Genomic DNA, 20362 nt, shown 5'->3' with positions numbered 1-20362 from the left:
GGGTTACCCATGTGAGAGTAAGTCATCGCCAGCTTTTAAATCTAAAAGCCCCCTCAAAGCGAGGGGGCTTTTTTATGCTTAATTCATAAATTAGCTATTTACCTAGTAAATAGCATTTTTGATAAAAGAAAACTTAGCTCAAGTTTCATTTTAAATGCTATAAAGAAAAATGAGTAATATATAATCCAAAAATGGATCTTTCTTAAAAATATGCAAATTAAAAAAGTTGTACCAATTATTTTAAGACAACATGATTTAGGATTACAGCTTTTAGTATTTCAACATCCTTTGGCTGGGATTCAGATTGTAAAAGGCACTGTGGAGTTAAATGAAAGTTTAGAAGAAGCTGCTTTACGCGAGCTCTTTGAAGAGGCAGGGATTCAAGGTGCTCATATACAAAAATTTTTAGGTATTCATTATCCAAAAGAAAATGGACCAGATTGGTATGTTTTTGTATGTGAAACGCAGGAAAATCTTTTAGATCAATGGGTGCATTATTGCCATGATGATGGTGGTTTAGAATTTAAATTTTTTTGGCATTTTTTATATACAAAACCTACGAGTGACTGGCATCCACTATTTCAGGACTTATTGGTATTTATTCAAGATAATTATGAATCAAAATATAAATGATTATCATGTTTTCGTAAGACTGTCATAAAAATGATTTTAAATGATGTAACACCTTTATTTAAAAAGATTTATATGAAAAAGCTTACTTATTCTTTGCTGACTTTGGTCATTTTAGGATTAACTGCATGTAATGATGATGACAATGATGTGTATAACGAATCTACTGTCACAGTGCCAACCTTAGTTTCATTTGCTCGATTAGATGTTGAAACTTATGCTTCGGGACCGAATTCAGGAAGTTTTGTCAAAGGCGCCAATGGTATTTTTCCACCATTTAAAGGACAGCCAGTACAAGGTTTTTCTGGTGCTTTAAAAAATGGTGATGGTACTTATATGGTCATGGCTGATAATGGTTTTGGTACACAGGATAATTCTTCAGATTTCCTATTACGAATTTATCAAATTAAGCCTGATTTTCGAACTCAGACGGCTGGCTCTGCAAAAGTTCAAGTCATGAGCTTTATTCAGTTACGTGATCCAAATAAACTGATTCCATTTGATATTATCAATCAAAATACAACGGATCGTTTGTTGACAGGTGCAGATTTTGATCCAGAATCGATTCAAAGAACAGAAGATGGTAGTTACTGGATTGGAGATGAATTTGGTCCTTATTTGCTACATTTTGACAAAGATGGTGTACTGATTGATGCACCAATTTCATTGCCGAATCCCCTCAAAAAAGGGACAGAATTGCGTTCACCTCAGAATCAACTGAATAAAGCCAATATTAACTATGTTGAACCTTTAACACAGCAGAGTGGTGGTTTTGAGGGGATGGCATTGTCGAAAGATGGGCAATATTTATATCCATTACTAGAAAAACCATTAATAGGTGAAAGCAATAAGCAACTACTCATTTCACAGTTTGATATTAAGAAAAAAGCGTATACTGGAAAATATTATTATTTTACTTTAAATGATAAAGCAACAAATATTGGTGACTTCCAACTCTTTGATGACAAGTCAGGTATTATTATTGAGCGTGATCCAAGTCAAAATAAGTTAGATGCTTATAAAAAACTCATTAAAATTGAACTAGGTGAGTCTGGTCAGGCTGTAAAGCGTTCTGATCTTGTCGATTTGATGAATATTGCTAATCCTCATCATTTATATGGCACAATTCGAGATGGAGATATTGGAACTGAAAAGAATTTTGCTTTTCCATTTGAAACAATTGAAGATGTAATTATTGAAAATAGCACAACGTTAACTGTGTTGAATGATAATAATTTTCCTGGTTCATCAGGGCGTAATGGAAAACGTGCTGATGATAATGAAATTATTCAAATTAAATTACCTCAAGCACTTTATTAAATTTTAAGCAGATAAGAACAAGCCCCTTCATAAAAGGGGTTTTGTTTTTATGTAGTTCTAAAACAGGCGTATACTGAACAGACATAAGGAGTGATTATGTCTGATTTAGCCGAAAATGCAGATTATATAGAATATGGTAGTAAGTCTTTTATGGCGATTTTACTATCTTTGTTTTTGGCAGGTTTTGCGGTTTTTTCATCGTTGTATTGTGTGCAACCGATGATGCCATTTTTGGCAAAGTTTTTTCAGATTTCTCCAACTCATAGTAGTTTTCCACTGTCATTTTCGACCATTGCTTTGGCTTTAGGGCTCCTTTTTGCTGGCTTAATTTCGGATCGTTTTGGTCGTAAGCCGATTATGGCAATCTCATTATTTTCTACAGCAAGCTTACTCTTACTAAGTGCATTTTTACCTTATTGGGAGGTATTTCTTGCAACCCGAATGATGGTTGGATTAGCAGTAAGTGGCGTTGCATCTGTTGCCATGACTTATATTGGCGAAGAAATTGCACAAAAAGATGTCGGTTTTGCTATGGGACTATATATTTCAGGAACAGCAATCGGGGGAATGGGCGGGCGCTTGATTGCAGGAGTATTGCTGGATTATATTTCATGGCAAACAGCAACGATGGTTATTGGTGTGCTTAATTTATTGATTGCTGTGGTTTTTTATATTGCTTTACCAGCTTCTAAACACTTTAAGTCTTATCCAATTCAATTTTCTCGTTTTATCCAATCATTTAAGAAAAATTTATCTGATCCTAAGTTACGGTTGTTGTTTGCACAAGGTTTTATTCTGATGGGATGCTTTGTCACTGTGTTTAATTACATGAGTTATCATCTTTTGGAAAAGCCTTTTGAACTATCACAAACTTGGATCGGTTTAATTTCGATTGCTTATTTATCAGGAATTTATAGTTCACCACGTGCAGCCAGTTGGAGTAGAAAGTTTGGTCGAGACAAAGTTTTAATTGCAATGTTTATCACAATGATTCTAGGTTTATGGATCATGTTAATCCCTTCACTTTGGGTTATTTTAATTGGATTATTGATCTTCACCTTTTCATTTTTCGCAGCGCATTCAACCTCAAGTAGTTGGGTTTCGGTTCAATCTTTACAGTATCGTGCGGTTGGATCATCACTGTATTTATTTTGCTACTATTTAGGTTCAAGCTTTTTAGGAAGTGCCAACGGTTTAGTCTGGGAAAAGTATGGATGGTTGGGATTAACCCTGACCATCACAATGGTATTATTCATTGGTGTATTTATTGCCTTAAAACTACATCAAATGCAAAAAATGACGATACATCATTAATGTTTTAAATTACTTTGAATAAACTCAATACTACTTTTTTTCAATTGCTCCAATGCTTCCGCTTCTACAGGATAATGTCCGCCTTTAGGTAATAATACGACTTGATGCGGAACTGAGAGCCGATCTAAAACAGGTTGACTAAGTTTAAGTGGTGTCCAGTGATCTTCAGCAGGCTGCGTCAAGAGAACTGGACATTGACTAAAACTGGATAAATCATATTTAGGTTTATAATTCATATAACTATTTAGAAATTGAATAGACATACTATTACCTGCTGAAGTGTTATCTTGCAGCATAATTTTTAATGCTTTTTTATTATTTGTTAAGGCATACATTTTAGAAACAAGGGACATGGGTAATGGAATACTTTTCACGACTGGGGTCATTGCTCCAATTTTCATACTTGGAAGAAGAGCAGGGCTTAAAGGGCTAAAACGCATGGTTGCTTTTTTTACACCTACTCTTTGTTGGTCTAGAAAAGTCATTCCAATGATGCCTTTAATATTTCTATTTTGCATTGCGACATGCATAGTTAGCATACCACCAGCAGATAAACCATAAAGAAAAATTGGACGATCATCTTTTTGAGCTTCAGTATTAACAAAATCACTGACCAATTGCACCCAGTCATCATAACGAATTGCACTTTTTGAAGGATATTCAGTTAGCCCATAGCCTGGTAAATCGAGTGCTATCGTTTCATAACCTGCTTGTGCTAAAGGATGCCCTAAAATTAAACTGAGCTGTCTACCATTCGTTCCAACGCCATGCAATAAAATTATTTTCGCTGTAGATTGTGGTTGTGGATAGGTGTCAACATGAACACGGTAATTGTGCCATGACCAAAAATATTCTTGCGGTGCATTTTCATTGGTGAGTCGATATTGTTCTGGTAACTGATTTTGTAAATCTTTCCATGCTTTTTGTTCGGTATAAGTTTTGGCTTTGAGAGAAGAAGCTGATACAAATGTATATAAAAATACGATAAAGGATAAAAAAATCTTTTTTAGAACCATGATGTAGTTCTCGTTTTATTATTTGAGTGAGATTAAGTGAATTTTTTGAAAAAAGATGTGCAAAAATGTTTGTTTATAAGTATTTTATGATCATTTTTGCCAATTTTATAAATTAGTCATTGAATTTAAATAAAATATAAAATTAACCATTTGTCGGATTTTTATTCGATTACAACTCAAATAGCAAATATCGCTTTTAAAAAGTGATGTATTTTCAAGTAATTTATAAAAAAGAAGTAAATTTTCAGTTATTTGTTTTTGTGTGTTTTTTAATCAAGCAACATGAGGTAAATTCATGTTAAAATGATCAACTTTCATCTTAGATCTCTCCCGATCGCCAACTGCCAATCGAGAAATTCACCATGTCGACCGCTTATACTGCTCAAACTGCGCCTACTGCGTTGTTTGATTATGACAAATATTGGGCATCGTGCTTTGAACCCGCACCATTTTTGCCAATGTCACGTGAGGAAATGGATTTACTCGGCTGGGACAGTTGTGACTTTATTTTAGTCTGTGGCGATGCCTATATCGACCATCCTTCTTTCTGTTCAGGAATTATCGGGCGTACTTTGGAAGCGCAAGGTTTTCGTGTCGGGGTCATTGCACAGCCTGATTGGACTTCAGCTGAAGCATTCAAAGTCTTAGGTAAACCGAATATTGCGTGGGGCGTGACCGCAGGCAATATGGACTCCATGATCAACCGTTATACGGCAGATCGTAAAATCCGTTCAGATGATGCCTATTCGCCTGATAATCAGCCAAATAAACGTCCAGACCGTGCCGCGACAGTGTATTGCCAGCGTGTGCGTGAGGCGTATCCTGATGTGCCTGTTTTGTTGGGCGGTATCGAAGCTTCTTTGCGTCGTATTGCGCATTATGACTATTGGTCAGACAAAGTTCGTCGTTCGGTGTTGATGGATTCTAAAGCTGACTTGTTGATGTATGGGAATGGTGAACGTTCGATTACTGAAGTGATGCATCGTTTGGCACGTGGTGAAAAGATCACAGACATTACCGATGTTCGTGGTACGGCTTTTATTATCAATAAACATAATCGTGCATCTAAAGCGAAATTTGTTGAAATCGCGTCTAATGATGTCGATGCGATTGGTCGTGTAGACCCGATCATCAATCCTTATGTGATGACTGAGGATTTGGATGGTTGTGAAATTGAAAAAGATAAGGGCAATTCTTTAACCCAGTATCAAAATTTCCAAAAAGAACTGGTTGCAAATCCAATCGTTCGTGAAGGCGATAATTTGGATGAAAATACTCAAATTGTCCAATTACAGCCCGCATCTAAAGCCATTAAACACAAATTGCCACCACGTGAGTTGGCGGTGATTCGTTTACCTGCTTTTGAAGAGGTGGCGAATGATCCTGTGTTGTATGCACATGCCAACCGTATTTTGCACTTGGAAACCAATCCTGGGAATGCACGTGCCATGGTTCAGAAGCACGGTGAACGTGATGTATGGTTAAATGCACCACCAATTCCATTGACCACTGAAGAAATGGATTATGTGTTTGACTTGCCTTATGCACGTCTGCCACATCCTGCGTATAAAGATGCACGTTTTCCTGCATTTGACATGATTAAGTTCTCTGTGAATATTATGCGTGGCTGTTTCGGTGGTTGTACTTTCTGTTCGATCACAGAACACGAAGGTCGTATTATCCAGAACCGTTCTGAAGAATCTATTCTTCGTGAAGTCGAAAAAATCCGTGATACAGCACCGGGCTTTACAGGGATTATTTCAGACTTGGGCGGACCAACGGCAAATATGTACCGTTTGGCGTGTAAAGACCCTGAGATTGAGAAAAACTGTCGTAAGCCTTCATGCGTATTCCCTGGTGTATGTCAGAACCTACATACTGATCATGCGCCATTAACACAGTTGTATCGTAAAGCACGTGCTTTGCCGGGCATTAAAAAGATTTTGATTGGTTCAGGTTTACGTTATGACTTAGCGGTATTAAACCCTGAATATGTCAAAGAGTTGGTACAGCATCATGTCGGTGGTTATTTAAAAATTGCGCCTGAGCATACCGAAAAAGGTCCACTCAACAAGATGATGAAGCCGGGCATAGGCACTTATGACCGTTTCAAGCAAATGTTTGATCGTTTTAGTAAGGAAGCGGGTAAGGAACAGTATTTAATTCCGTACTTTATCGCCGCGCATCCAGGCACGACGGATTATGACATGATGAACCTTGCGATTTGGTTGAAAAAGAATGGCTTCCGTGCCGATCAGGTACAGACTTTCTATCCATCGCCAATGGCAACTGCGACCACCATGTACTACACAGGTAAAAACCCACTGGCGAAAGTGGCACGTTATACTGAAGATGTAGACATCGTTAAAGGTGAGAAGCGTCGTCGTCTGCACAAAGCCTTCTTGCGTTATCATGATCCAAACAACTGGCCTTTACTACGTGATGCACTGAGAGAAATGGGTCGTCAGGATTTGATTGGAAATTCGAAACAACATTTGATTCCGACCTATCAACCTGCAAGTGTTGAGGGTGAGTACAAGTCTGCACGTAAGAAAAACTCAAGCGTGGCGGGTGACTCACAAAAACGTACAGGTGAACAAGGTAATCGAAGCAAAGTGGGACAAGCTCAGTCACGTCCATCGAATACTAAAAAACGTCCTGAGCGTGGTCAGATTTTGACGCAACATACGGGCCTGCCTCCACGTGAAACAGGTGACAGTAAAAAGCCGTTTGGTGGCAATGCGAAAGCGAAGTCTAAGCCAAAAAATAAAGCTTAAGTTTTGAAATAGAAGAGGATGTGTAAGCATCCTTTTTTTATATTTGAGTGAAAAATAATTAGATTAAAAAGCATCCTTTTTCATCTAAAAAATTAAATTGTCTAACAATATTTCGATTATTTCATCGGTTAAAGTTGAATTCCATGAGCATTATCGCTATAAATGGATATAAATGTCATTTCTTTGTCATAAGAACAAGATATTTTTAATGTCGTTATTGATCAAATCAGCAATACATAAGTAAATGATCAAAAATCTAAAGTATAAGATGGGATCTTATATGTTAGATGGTAAATTGAAGTTATTGATGGAAAAGTGAAATAAAAGACGGTAAGAAATCGTTTTAAATTATAAAAATAGATAAGGAAAGGAAATCATGGATTTAATGATTCTTGTGACCCTCGCTATACTCGCTATTGTGAGTTTGATTGCTTATAATGGTTTGAAAAATAAGCAAAAAGTGGATAGCGTGTTACGCCAACGTGCAGTTTTTAATTCGCATGAATTAATGACTTATAGCCGTATAAAAGAAATTTTACCTACAGCCAATATTTTGGCTCATGTTTCTTTTGATGCATTATTAACAACCAAGTATTTACATACGCGTCGTAAATATCAAAAAATGTTTGCAGATTTTGTTATTTTAGATCAAGACTTTAAAGTTATTTCAATTATTACTTTAAATGATCCTAATGCTTTGAAAAGAATGAGTGCTGATAATAATCAAGACACCTTGCTAGAAATGGCAGGTTATCGTGTTATTCGTTATTTTGGTGTACCAGAATATCAAAAATTACGTGAAGATTTTTTTGAAGATTATATCCAAACACATGATGTACATGCTTTAGATGCTTCATCAGCTCAATTAGAAATATACGCTGAGCGTATTGCCCGCTCTCGTGTTTATGGATAATGATAAAAAATGCATGGCTGAGCATGCATTTTTTAAATATAAAATTTAAAGAATTTGTAGAACAAACAACCGAATTTGAATCATAAATTTAATTCTGATTATTCATTGATTATTCAGGTTTTACTGCAACAACCGTCATTTCAACCAATACATCAGGATGATAAAGTTTGGCTTCTACACACGTTCTTGGTAGGGCTTCAATATTTGCAACCCATGCATCCCACAGTTCATTAAATGCAGCATAGTCATTTTCAATATCTTTTAGATAAATGGTGACGGACATGATATGACTTTTGTCCGTGCCTGCATCGGCAAGAAAGCGATCAATGATATCTAAAGTCTGTTGAGTTTGACCTTTGATATCCAAGCTCAGGTCAGAAGCGAGCTGACCCGCTAGATGTACTAAATTGCCTGAAATGGCAATTTCAGAAAAGCGTTTTTCGACATGTAAGCGTTGTACAGCCATGCAAATATTCCCATTATCTTGATGTTGTTCAGTGTAGGGGATTATGGCTGATCTGCAAATCAGCTTTATGCAGTTTTAGTATAGTTATCTATACATCTTAATTTTTTCATGTGAAAAATCAGTAGACAATGTGCATCTGGACAAATAATCAGACTGCCCAAATTTAAAAATGGAATCTGTTGAGTTCGCAATAGATTTAGGCAATCAGCAAGGCTGCATTGTAGTGGGCAGAGTTGTTGTATTTTTCTTACAGAATCAATGATTAAGTGATGCATGGTAATCTCCGTAAAATGGATAAAAAGATGGATGGCATTGCACCATCCATAGATGAAAATTAAGGTTGAGGAGGTGTATAAGATTTTAGTTCACGATTAGGGCGATGGCTGATCTGATACCAGTCGATGTTACGGGTAATGAACATCACTACAGCGAGTAGGACAAAGGCAATGACAGAGCCGATAAGGAAAGTCTTGCCTGAAGACTGCAACAGCATATACATGATGGCGTAGAGTGAACTGAGAATAATGCCGAATAAGATTGCAGGTTTAAAACCTTTCATCACGAAGAATAAGTACCATGTCATTAAGCCGACACAAGCGATGCTCGCCACGACATATGCCCATGCAAAGGCATAGTACTCGCTGATCGAAAGGAGTAGAACAAAGAAAATCCCTTGTGCGATTGCAACCAAAGAATATTGAATTGGGTGAATACGTAAGCTTTTCAGCACTTCAAATAAGAAGAAGCAACCAAAGGTGATGATAATAATGACAATACCGTATTTAATCGCACGGTCAGTTTGAGTGTAGACATTTACCGATTCTAAAAATTCAGTACTTAAACCACTTTCAGTGATGGCTTGACCTTCTTCATAAGCTGCTTCAGCAGTCGCAGTATTGCTAAACTGACGTAGACATTCATTATTATCACATTCGGCAAGTCGATTCATATTTTGATTGCCTAGAGCAATATTTTTCCATTGAGCGCTAAATTGTTGATGACTACTGGTTTTTTCAAAGGGTAAATTTTGCCCAGAATATTTGGCATCTGCCCAGTTCCCTGTGGCTTGGTAGCTGATATGACGACTGGTTGGAACAAGAGTAAATTTACCTAGACCGATCAGATCTGTATTTAAGTCGAAGCTAAAACCATTTTGTATGGTTTGGATTAACTCAGGATATTTTTTGGCAGAAATACTCATAAAGTCAAAACTAGAACGACCATTGCTTTGGCTGCCCATTTCAAAGGCATATTTTTTATTGAGTATTTGCAAGGTCGGTTGTGTGTTTAAACCTCGTGGATCATGGATTGGAAATACGATTTCGGCTTTATCCCATTGATAATTATGAGCTTCCAATGTTGGTTTTTGAAACATACCTTTGGCAGAAAGTTGCGCGTTATAACTGATGGCGCGATAAATCGTACGTTTATAAGTATCATTAGAAACATTAAAATTGGCTTGCCATTGTGTGCTATCTGCATTGATCAGCATGACATGTTCTTGAATACATGAGTATTGCTCATTGTTTTTATTGATACATGTGCTTGCTTCTTTGTCTTTATAAGGCACACGGATAAAGGGCGAAATAATGGTTTGTGGGCTGATGTTATTACGTGAAATTTCATTGAGGAAGGCTTGTTGGTAGCCTTGTCGTTCATAGACAAGACTGGAGATAAACAATAAAGCTGCCGAAAAGATTGCTACGAGAATGACAATCGCAATGATTTTAAGAGTGAGAAAACTCGAACGCATGATGGTGTCCTGAATCTTATTGTGTCAGGACATAGTCTGCAAAAGCGTTGTGTACTTTATTTGCGTTGCGGTTGAGCTTTGTGTGAAGTTTAGGTGAATTTTGATTGGATCAATGTTCTAAGGCAATTGAATTTTGACCATCACACCACGCTGATGAGGTTGTAGTCGGGCAATGTGATTACTTTGAACATTTTCAATACGAATTTGCCCATGATGTTGCTCAATCACTTGTTTGACAATACTTAGACCAATCCCCGAACTGCGTTGCTGTGATACAGGGCGGGGTAGAGAAAAATAGGTTTCAAAGACTTGGCTTAGCGCATAATCAGGAATCCATTCTCCTTCATTAAAAATATACAGTGCTGTTTTTTGCTGAGGCAGTCGGTGTAACTGAATCAGAATTTTGGCCGATTCTGCGGAAAAATCGAGGGCATTGTCCAGAAGATTGGCGAGGGTTTGTTGAATCCAAAAACGATCAGCCATCATCATGCACTGAGCATCCAGATCAAGTAGACACTGTATATTTTTACTGTGCAACTGACTGGCGTGTTGGTCGAGCACTTGTTGAATGAGTTCAGCCAGATCAAATGTTTGCAGCTCAAGCTGATGTTTGGATTTTTCCAGTCGGGTCAGCAATAACATTCGATCAATCAGGCTTCTTAAACGCTGACTTTGGGTATGAATATGTGTGGCAAACTGTTGTTGGTCATGTAGTGGCAAATCTTCTTTGAGCAGTTCGGCACTGGCTTGAATGGCAGTCAGCGGGCTTTTTAGTTCATGGGTCAGTGTATTGACATAGTGTTCCACATAGGCGCGATCTTCAAGTTTTTCCCGCATGGTTTCAATGGCTTGAGCCACAAGATTCAGCTCCTGTGCCGAACGGAAATGTGGCGTCTGATTGACAGGTGCAAGTGCCTGTGCGTATTTACGTACCCGATCAATGCTGTGCTTCAGCCAATAAGCGACTAAGCTGGCTAAAAATAAACTCAGTAAGGTAATCCAAAGGGCTTGTTGAAATAATTGATTTTCTGAACGTTGAATATAGGGTTGTACCGAGCTGTTCGGTTTACCAATACTGACCACCCCAATCAGTTGCTGTTGTTGATTGACCTGATAATAAATTGGCGCTGCAATGTACATGGTACTGCTGTCACTATCTTCTGCATAACTGCGGGTTGAGCGTACGCCGTATTTACCTTGCAGGGTCAGATAGACATCATTCCATCTGGAATAGTCCTGACCTGTCGCAATGCCCTGAGAATCATAAATGACAATGCCTTTGGCATCGGTAATATAAATCTGTTGGTTAATTTCTTTTTTATTGTGCTGCCAGATGGTGGCATTCAGTTTACGGTTCAGTGCTTTTTGAATTTTTTCATCGAACTGCGGAGTGCTGACCTGATGCTCATATACATCTTGTGCAACCAACATGGCAATAATATTGGCATTTTCCGCTAAAGTATCTTCGACCACCTGACGTACATTGGGTTTGACTTGCTGGTTAAATGTATAAGACATGAACCACAAACCGAGCAAAATGATCAAACCAAAGAAAAACCAGATACGAATGAAGATAGACATGTTTTAGCTGATCCGTTTTAAGCGATAGCCAAAACCACGATGGGTTTCAATCGGGTCTTGTTCGGGTGCAATTTGTTTGAGCTTATTACGGATACTTTTAATATGTGTATCTACAGTTCTTTCTAAACTATGTTCAGGATGCTCCCAGACATGATCCATTAACTGTTGCCGACTAAAGACTTGTTCAGGGCGGTCAATCAACAATTTAAGCAGACGATATTCATAGCGGGTCAGTTGCAGCAGCGTTCCAAAATATTTAATTTGCAAAGCTTCATCTACACACTGCCAAACAGTGGATGAACTCAACTGAGTGCTTGAATCAGACGTGTTTTGCACAGCTTGTAATTGTGCCTGTATTTCCATTCTGCGCCAGATGGCTTTGATTCGAGAGACAATTTCACGAGAACTAAAGGGCTTGGTACAGTAATCATCCGCTCCAATTTCCAGCCCCACAATCCGATCAATTTCATCATCACGGGCGGTTAAAAACAGCAGGGGAGTATGGTTAAACTGACGGATTTTTTTACAGACCTCAAAACCATTTAAATCAGGTAAGCCGATATCTAAAATAATAAAATCAAAAGCTTGCTGCTGAATAGCGTCAATCGCCTGAAGCCCTGTATTTGCCCAGGTCACTTGCCATTCTTCACGTTCAAGTGCATAACGCAGTGGCATTAAAATTGCGGCATCATCTTCGACACACAGAATCTGTTTTTTATTATTCATATTGCTGAAATATCTTTGAAAATCAGTTTGAGTGTACTGAATTTTAATTTTTTAGGCGAATCATTTCAGTGAAGTTTAGGTGAACTTTAAAAATAGAGCAGTGTTTTGATTGATAGCTTGGGGAAGGGTATTTTTATAATGAGGCGTTGCACAGCGAATTTGAAATCATGAATTTATCCATCAAGATCGTCTGAGCGCCCTGTAACATTCGGATTTGATCGTCACGCCAATCACAGGACAGCAGAGCAAAAGTATTGGTGACTTTTGATCTCTCAGCTACTACATGGATAATGTAGCGCGTGGAATAGATTACTCTAATTTAGCGTAAACAGGGTAAATATTTGTACAAAATAGGTTCTTTTGCTTTAAAAATAGCCAAAAGTATAAGGTGAAAATCATGATGAGCCCGTTAACTCATTTTTACCATAAAGAAAGTTGGCTTTCTTGTTGGGCTTCAGCGAGTTGATAAAGTCCAACACCAATCAGACGAAACTGTAAATGTTCAGCAATTTGCATTTCACTTAATAAAGTCTGTACCACCTGAATCATATCTTGCTGTGAACTAAGTGCCTGTTTAAAACTTTTACTGTGTTGTAAAACCTGAAAATTTTTAAGCTTGAGTTTAACCGTTACGCCACGTGCTTGAAGTTGTTTTTTGACTAAAGCTTGCCATACTCGTTCAATGAGCTGGTTCCAATGAGGTGTGCACTGCTGTAAGGTCAGATCATCATCAAAGGTGGTTTCATTGGAAATTTGCTGACGTTGGCGTTCAGCCTCAACGGGACGTTCATCAATGCCTTGAGCATATAAAAATAATTGTTTGCCATATTTTCCAAAATGATGAATCAGAATGTTTTCTTCAATTTTTTGTAAGTCTCCTAAAGTTTCGAGCTTGAGGCTATGTAATTTTTCTTGTGTAACTTTGCCCACACCTGGAATTTTTTTTAGCGGTAAATTCTGAATAAAGTGCTGTACCTGACTGGGTTTAATAACGCAAATTCCATTGGGTTTATGCCAGTCAGAGGCAACTTTGGCAAGAAATTTATTTGGTGCGACACCTGCGGAAGCGGTCAGCCCAGTCAGCCTGAAAATATCAGCACGAATTTGTTCTGCCACTTCAGTAGCACTTGGAATATTTTGCAGATTTTCTGTGACATCCAGATAGGCTTCATCCAGAGATAAAGGCTCAATCAAGTGAGTATATTGCTGAAAAATTTGATGAATTTGGCTGGACACGGCACGGTATTGATCAAAATGCGGTTCAATCACAATCACTTGCGGACACAATTTGCGGGCTTGTGACATGGACATAGCTGAGCGTAGACCAAATGCACGTGCAGGGTAAGACGCTGCCGCAATCACCGCCCGAGGATGGTGTGAGGAAATCACCACAGGTAAATGTTTTAATTCTGGTCGCTCTCTCAACTCGACGGAAGCGTAGAAAGCATCCATATCAATATGAATGATTTTTCTCATAAAACACAGTATCAAATCGCTGTGGAATGATTCTAACTGATCTCATGATAAATCGGACGAGAAATTGTGAATTGGGATGTTTACTGCGACATCAATTGTCTTTTAAAGTTTTTAAAAAATCATGCAAAGACGAAACTTAAAGATGATTTTGCTCTAAAAACCTTTTCCATTCATCTAAATCGCCATGAAAAACATTTAAATCTACAGGTTTGGCTATACCTTGAATTTTGCCTTGATTACTGCGTTGCCAAAATGTCCAAGGGCGACCATCTTTTAAGTCGGGTTGATCTTGATATTCACGAATCCAAATGGGCGTATTTTTAAACTCTCCAATTAAAATAATGTTATAAAAATTTTTAGAGGTATAAAAAATCGGTTGTTTAGCAAAATGTTGTTGCAGTTGATCATGCATGATCTTGATTTGTTTCAGTAACTGTTCTTTGGTAAAAGTGTTGATGCAATTACTGTCATATTCTAGATCTATCACGGGCGGCAGAGCATCTGGCTTATTCGGCACACTGCGAATAAAATTTTCAGCCTGAATTTTACCTTCACGGCAGAGACGAAAAAAATGATAAGCACCTACTCGCATGCCTCTTTCACGAGCCTCTAGCCAATATTTTTGAAAATGATCATCTTGATAATCACCTCCTTCAGTGGCTTTTATATAAACGAACTGATATTGCTCTGGTGAAATTTTTTTCCAATCAATTTTGCCTTGATGGTGTGAAACATCAAACCCTTGGATTGGATAAGGCTCAGCAGAAGCGACATTGTGATGGAATAATGTCAAATATAAAATTAACACACAGCAACACAATGCCAAAGTCATGGCACTATAACGGATTAGAGTTTGCTGTTTGATAATGGTTTTTTTTGACATTGTAGTTCTGATACAGAGGATGCCGATAGTTTAACGTGATCGACATCTCAATACGATCTTTGTTGTTTTACAAAGTTTAAATGATACGGTTTTTCGGAATCTGATAGAAAATAATGGCGGTGATAATATTTATAGCACCTAAACAAATGAGCGTGCTGTGAAATGCTAAAGTAATTTTTGCTTCACCAAAATAGCTTGTAAAGACATTCAGTAAAGTCCCCGCTAAAGCAACACCTATACTCATCGACAGCATCATGATCATGGATAAAAAACTATTGCCACTACTGGCATCTTGCTGTGGTAAATCCTTGAGTGTTAAGGTATTCATTGCGACAAATTGCAATGAATTTAAGGTGCCAAAAACAAAAAAATGTAATGTTCTTAACCATATTGGTGTATCAGCATTGGTTAAGGCAAAACTGGCGATACAAGCACCAACAAGGACAGTGTTGACGAGCAATAAGCGACGATAACCAATTCTGGAGATGATCGGGCGAATAATGGGTTTGGAAAATAACGAACCGAGCACAATAGGTGTGAGCATAACCCCTGTCATAAAGGGTTCCATTTTAAAGGCAACTTGCAGCATTAATGGCAAAATAAAGGGAATGGCATTACTACCAAAACGTGCAAAAAAATTACCTAAAATCCCAATAGCAAAAATTTTATTTTTAAATAATTTACTGCGGAATAAGGCATTTTGATGGGTATGAGCATGGTAAGCATAAATGAATGCTGCCAATACACCTGCAGTCAATAAACCGATACTAAAATAGCGAGAAACTTCATGACTGGTGATATTTTCAATACCCAGTGCGAGTCCAACCATTGCAATGACTAAGAGTATAAAACCACTAAAATCAAACTTTTTAATTGTTGGCTCAGTGATATTGGGCATGGCTTTAAAAGTCACGAAAATACCTAATAAGCCGATAGGCAAATTAATCAAAAAAATCCAATGCCATGAAGCAAATTCAACCAACCATCCACCAAGAATAGGTCCCATTAAAGGTCCCATCAGCCCTGCGAGACTCATTAAACTCATGGCAGACAAAAACTGTTCACGAGGAATAATTTTCAGCATAGCAAGACGCCCAACAGGCAATAACAATGCACCACCAATGCCTTGCAGCACTCGAAAAGCGATCAGCATATTAAAGTCATTGGAAAATGCACATCCTAATGATGCGACAGTAAAAATGACGATGGCAGAAAAAAAGATATTTCGTACACCAAAACGGTCAGCCAGCCAACCACTGAGGGGAATACAGGCTGCGACGGAAAGAACATAACTAATGACCACACCATGCATACGCAATGGGTCTTCCTGTAAGCTCTTCGCCATTGCAGGAAGAGCAGTATTAATAATGGTCGTATCCAGTCCTTGCATAAAAAAGCCAATAGAAACTAAAAAGACCAAGAGATAGAACTCAGGTTGTAACTTTTGATGCAGTGGCGTGGCAGTCATGGCTGTATTGAATTTGACCAATCGGATGAATAGTGTAGAACAATCATCAAGTTAAATCTGTAAGAAAAGATTGTTTTCTTAAAGTATGAAATTTTATATATATTTGAGCGAATGATTGAGCCAATTTTTTGTATATTTTTTAACTTTTTGCAAAATATGAGAAATTAAAAGTTTGAAAATTTATGAAAATGTCATAATCTCGCACACTTTATCAAAATGAAGAATGTGATTTTATGCATTTGACTCGAGGTTTGGTGCAATGAGCATTGATATATTGATGATCATCGGCTTTTGTCTCGCTGCTTACTCAATTGTTGGCAATGATGTACCTCAGACATTAGGCACGTTTATTTCATCGAATGCACATCGTCCATGGTGGATCCTTTGGTTATATACCAGCACTATTTTAACGACAGTTTTATTATATGGTTGGTGGGTTTCAGGTATAGGTGATGCATCTTATGGGCGTTTAGAAACGATACCTTTTCCTAAGGAAGGAATGACATGGTTATATATCATTCCACCGCTGATTTTATTGTTTTTAACACGCTTTGGTATTCCTGTAAGTACAACTTTTTTAGTCCTCACGATTTTTTCTCCAACCAGTTTAAGTGCGATGCTGACCAAGTCAATGATGGGGTATGCCGTCGCATTTATTGTTGGAATTATTATCTATCGCTTTGTGATGAAAAAAGTCACAATTTACTTTCATGAAACACGCCATCAAGCGACCTCTAAAAAGTGGGTTGGCATTCAATGGGTAGCAACAGGCTTTTTATGGAGCCAATGGTTGATCCAAGATTTAGCCAATATTTTTGTTTATGTTCCGCGTGTTGTTCCATTTTGGTTTATGTTATTTGCCATCGCTGTATTTATTATTTTATTAGGAATGGTGTTTTATCAACGTGGTGGAGCCATTCAAAATATTATTGATACAAAAACGGGTGTGCAAGATATTCGTTCTGCGACCATTATTGATTTTATGTATGCATTAATTTTGTTGGTGTTTAAGGAACTCAGCAATATTCCAATGAGCACAACATGGGTGTTTTTAGGTTTGCTTGCAGGTCGGGAATTTGCAATGGCGATGCATTTACACGAAGTCAATAAATACCGCACTTCACGTAATGTCAGTAAAGATGCGATGAAGTTATTGTTTGGTTTAGTGGTGAGTATTTTACTTGCACTGGTGTTACCGTGGGCATATCACTGGATTGAAAATTTACTTTAAATAAAAGATAAAAAATCGAGCCAATTGCTCGATTTTTTTTATCTCTATGATGTTGAGTTTAAATAACAAATTTCTTTGGTGTTTGTAGATTCTTAATCGCACTAAAAATCTCAGCTTCTGTTTCGCAGATAATCAATTTTGCACGATGCTGAGGAGGCAAGAAGCCTTCTTGTACGGCATGATCAAGTTGCGCAATCATATGATTATAAAAGCCATTTACGTTATAGAGCATCATGGGTTTCTGATGTTGATTCAGTTGTCCCCAAGTTGCAATTTCTAAAATTTCTTCAAAAGTACCCAAACCACCAGGTAATGCGACAAAAGCACTTGCACGCTCTGCCATCATTGCCTTACGCATATGCATATTTTCGACGACATGCAGTTCTGTTAAATGATTATGTGCAACTTCGTAGTCCAACATAAACTCAGGAATAACACCTACAACTTCACCGCCATGCTCAGTGACAGTATCTGCGACTTGCCCCATTAAACCAATACTTGCACCACCATAAACAATACCAAAACCATGTTCTGCAATACCTTGAGCCAATTGGATTGCCTTTTCTTTATACACTGGGTTATGACCAAAACGAGAACCACAATACAATGCAATTAAAACTTGAGTTGCTTTATGTTCAACAGGGAGAGTGGTTGAAATTGGATTTGCTAATACATTATTCATAAATTATTTTTCACCTTCTTTATCATCTTAAACCTTTATTTTTCATTATTATTCTACGGTATAAATATGACAAGATTGCATCAAGTTATGTTTAGTTTGCAATAATTTGTAATGTAATTGATATTTCGGTTTGGCTTTGATTGTAATTATTATAGATTTTGAAAAAAAAGATGAATTCCTAAAGAGTCTTGATATAATTCAATTCTGTTTTACAACATCTGAATGAACATGGGTAGTGGTTGTAGTCGCTCCGAAAAAATACATTTTTTATCTATAACAAAAGCATTCCATCAATTGAATCTAAATTCTATTTTATTCAAAAATCTAATGCATCACCGTAACATGGAGGTTCACCATGATTTTTGAATGGATGTCTGATCCATCAGCATGGGTTGGTTTAGCCACGCTTGTTGTACTTGAAATAGTTCTAGGTATTGATAACCTCGTTTTTATTGCTATTCTGGCGGAAAAGCTACCACCAGAGCAGCGTAATAAAGCACGTATCGTCGGTCTGATGCTGGCACTTTGTATGCGTATGGTGCTGCTTGCTTCTATTGCATGGGTGATTACGCTAACGAAACCACTATTTCATATTCTTGAACACCCATTTTCTGGGCGTGATCTAATCTTACTCTTTGGTGGGGTTTTCTTACTATTCAAAGGTACGATGGAACTTCGTGAACAACTTGAAGGGCATGGCGCAATTAAAGAAGAAAACCCTGTCCATGCTGCCTTTTGGATGGTGATTGTTCAGATTGTTGTGCTTGATGCGGTGTTCTCTTTAGATAGTGTTATTACTGCGGTAGGCATGGTAAAAGAGCTTTCTGTGATGATGATTGCTGTCGTGATAGCAGTTGGAATCATGCTATGGGCATCTAAACCATTGATGGATTTTGTCAATAAGCATCCAACTATTGTGATCTTATGCCTTTGTTTCTTGATGATGATTGGTTTCTCCTTGATCGTCGAAGGATTTGGCTACCATATTCCAAAAGGTTATTTATACGCTGCAATTGGCTTCTCTGTGATGATTGAGTTCTTCAACCAAACGATGCGTAAAAATCAAGAAAAAATGGTCACAACGACAGACTTACGTTTTCGTACTGCATCGGCAGTACTGCGTATGCTTGGTGGAAAAAGCACTTCAAATTCAGACAATCAAAATAGTAAGGCTGATGATGTTTTAGCAACACAAGCATTGGCAGATGAAATTTTTGACTCAGAAAATAGTGCTTACCATAGCGTAATGGTACAAGGCGTATTAGGTTTATCTGAGCGTCCTGTTAAATCGGTAATGACACCTCGCCCAGAGTTGGAATGGTTAGATTTGGATGAAGATGAAGCCACAATTAAAGAAAACCTAATGTCGATGGCACATTCCCGTCTCATTTTAGCGCATGGCGAATTAGATAATATTGCAGGGATTGTTCCCACGCATAAAGTGTTAAATGACTATATTGAAACAGGTATTCTAGATTTTGAAAAACATCTACGCGAGCCTGTCATTGTGCATGAAAATGCACAAGTTTTGATGGTGATGGAACAATTACGTCAAGCACCCTTGCAAATGGCAATTGTATTGAATGAATATGGATCAATTGAAGGAATTGCGACACCAATTGATGTACTTGAAGCTATTGCAGGTGAATTTCCTGACGAAGATGAATTAGAGGCTGCGGCAGAAAGTTTAGAAGATGGCTCTTTAATGTTAGAAGGGTCTACGGATATTCGTCATGTTTCATTATTACTAGGTCGTGACTTGGTTGATGAGTCTGAGCAATATTCTACGCTTTCAGGTTATCTTCTTTTCCATTTAGGACGATTACCGCAAAATGGCGAACGCCTAGAGGCGGATGGTTATTTATTTGAGGTCGTCACAATGGATGGTCACAAAATTGACAAAGTTCATATTGTTGCTTTAGAACAGAAGCAAGATGATTAATGTTACACACCATTTTTTAAATAAGCTGCTTATGCAGCTTATTTTTTTATATAAAAAATAATGAACTGGTGGTTTTTAAGTAGCGTTTTATCCTCAAAATAGATGATTCAAATTTAAGGTTCACTCTGCACATGTACTAAAAGATGTATAGAAATAAGATCAACACCGATATGAGTCATATTTG

The 20362-nt window shown here is 37.6% G+C and carries 16 protein-coding genes; 7 read left to right on the top strand and 9 right to left on the bottom strand.

The genetic code is table 11. The annotated features are described in order from the left end of the window. Positions 1-210 precede the first annotated feature (210 nt). From HX005_RS16925 to HX005_RS16915, 3 genes are all read left to right on the top strand, one after another. Positions 211-633: an NUDIX hydrolase gene (locus tag HX005_RS16925; protein WP_286378252.1), complete on the top strand. Its 423-nt coding sequence runs from the start codon at positions 211-213 to the stop codon at positions 631-633. Positions 634-705: 72 nt separating this feature from the next. Next, entirely contained in the window at positions 706-1950 is a 1245-nt protein-coding gene (locus HX005_RS16920; RefSeq protein WP_286378251.1) for an esterase-like activity of phytase family protein, read from the top strand. 96 nt (positions 1951-2046) lie between these two features. Beyond that, positions 2047-3264 carry an MFS transporter gene (locus HX005_RS16915; protein WP_286378250.1) on the top strand — a complete coding sequence of 406 codons (1218 nt, stop codon included), beginning with the start codon at positions 2047-2049 and terminating at the stop codon, positions 3262-3264. Here HX005_RS16915 and HX005_RS16910 read toward each other — a convergent pair. Continuing rightward, a complete protein-coding gene (locus HX005_RS16910) occupies positions 3261-4280 on the bottom strand; it encodes an alpha/beta hydrolase (RefSeq protein WP_286378249.1) in 1020 nt (339 codons plus the stop codon). The two genes, HX005_RS16915 and HX005_RS16910, sit on opposite strands and share 4 nt — an antisense overlap. A 362-nt stretch (positions 4281-4642) precedes the next feature. On the opposite strand from HX005_RS16910, the gene HX005_RS16905 reads away from it, so the two are divergent. Next, entirely contained in the window at positions 4643-7057 is a 2415-nt protein-coding gene (locus HX005_RS16905) for a YgiQ family radical SAM protein (protein WP_286378248.1), read from the top strand. A gap of 376 nt (positions 7058-7433) precedes the next feature. Further along, entirely contained in the window at positions 7434-7970 is a 537-nt protein-coding gene (locus HX005_RS16900) for a DUF2726 domain-containing protein (RefSeq protein WP_286378247.1), read from the top strand. Positions 7971-8079: 109 nt separating this feature from the next. Here HX005_RS16900 and HX005_RS16895 read toward each other — a convergent pair whose 3' ends face one another. The 7 genes from HX005_RS16895 to mdtD all read right to left on the bottom strand — a co-directional run bounded on the left by HX005_RS16895 (position 8080) and on the right by mdtD (position 16323). Next, the gene (locus tag HX005_RS16895) at positions 8080-8436 is read right to left on the bottom strand and encodes a RidA family protein (RefSeq protein ID WP_286378246.1); all 357 of its coding nucleotides are present in this window, start codon (positions 8434-8436) and stop codon (positions 8080-8082) included. Positions 8437-8770: 334 nt separating this feature from the next. Then, entirely contained in the window at positions 8771-10189 is a 1419-nt protein-coding gene (gene creD, locus HX005_RS16890) for a cell envelope integrity protein CreD (protein WP_286378245.1), read from the bottom strand. Between the two features lie 117 nt (positions 10190-10306). Continuing rightward, complete coding sequence (gene creC, locus HX005_RS16885) at positions 10307-11770, bottom strand: two-component system sensor histidine kinase CreC (protein ID WP_286378244.1); 1464 nt, start codon at positions 11768-11770, stop codon at positions 10307-10309. 3 nt (positions 11771-11773) lie between these two features. Next, positions 11774-12496 carry a two-component system response regulator CreB gene (gene creB, locus HX005_RS16880; RefSeq protein WP_286378243.1) on the bottom strand — a complete coding sequence of 241 codons (723 nt, stop codon included), beginning with the start codon at positions 12494-12496 and terminating at the stop codon, positions 11774-11776. A gap of 420 nt (positions 12497-12916) precedes the next feature. Continuing rightward, on the bottom strand, positions 12917-13972 hold the full coding sequence (gene dinB, locus HX005_RS16875) for a DNA polymerase IV (protein ID WP_286378242.1): 1056 nt from the start codon (positions 13970-13972) through the stop codon (positions 12917-12919). Between the two features lie 136 nt (positions 13973-14108). After that, on the bottom strand, positions 14109-14855 hold the full coding sequence (locus tag HX005_RS16870; protein WP_502872764.1) for a glycoside hydrolase family 25 protein: 747 nt from the start codon (positions 14853-14855) through the stop codon (positions 14109-14111). Between the two features lie 76 nt (positions 14856-14931). After that, the gene (mdtD, locus tag HX005_RS16865; protein ID WP_286378241.1) at positions 14932-16323 is read right to left on the bottom strand and encodes a multidrug transporter subunit MdtD; all 1392 of its coding nucleotides are present in this window, start codon (positions 16321-16323) and stop codon (positions 14932-14934) included. Between the two features lie 259 nt (positions 16324-16582). On the opposite strand from mdtD, the gene HX005_RS16860 reads away from it, so the two are divergent. Beyond that, positions 16583-17554: a hypothetical protein gene (locus HX005_RS16860; RefSeq protein ID WP_286378240.1), complete on the top strand. Its 972-nt coding sequence runs from the start codon at positions 16583-16585 to the stop codon at positions 17552-17554. 58 nt (positions 17555-17612) lie between these two features. On the opposite strand, the gene HX005_RS16855 is transcribed toward HX005_RS16860, so the two are convergent. Then, a complete protein-coding gene (locus HX005_RS16855) occupies positions 17613-18236 on the bottom strand; it encodes an LOG family protein (protein WP_286378239.1) in 624 nt (207 codons plus the stop codon). A 355-nt stretch (positions 18237-18591) separates the two neighbouring features. Between HX005_RS16855 and HX005_RS16850 the strand changes: the two genes are divergently transcribed. Continuing rightward, a complete protein-coding gene (locus HX005_RS16850; protein WP_107008410.1) occupies positions 18592-20178 on the top strand; it encodes a TerC family protein in 1587 nt (528 codons plus the stop codon). The last annotated feature ends 184 nt before the right edge of the window (positions 20179-20362 follow it).

This window comes from Acinetobacter sp. R933-2, from assembly GCF_030325485.1.
GTDB classification, from domain to species: domain Bacteria; phylum Pseudomonadota; class Gammaproteobacteria; order Pseudomonadales; family Moraxellaceae; genus Acinetobacter; species Acinetobacter sichuanensis.
Note: the sequence above shows the minus strand (reverse complement) of the source record. Positions and strands in the feature narration are given on the sequence as shown.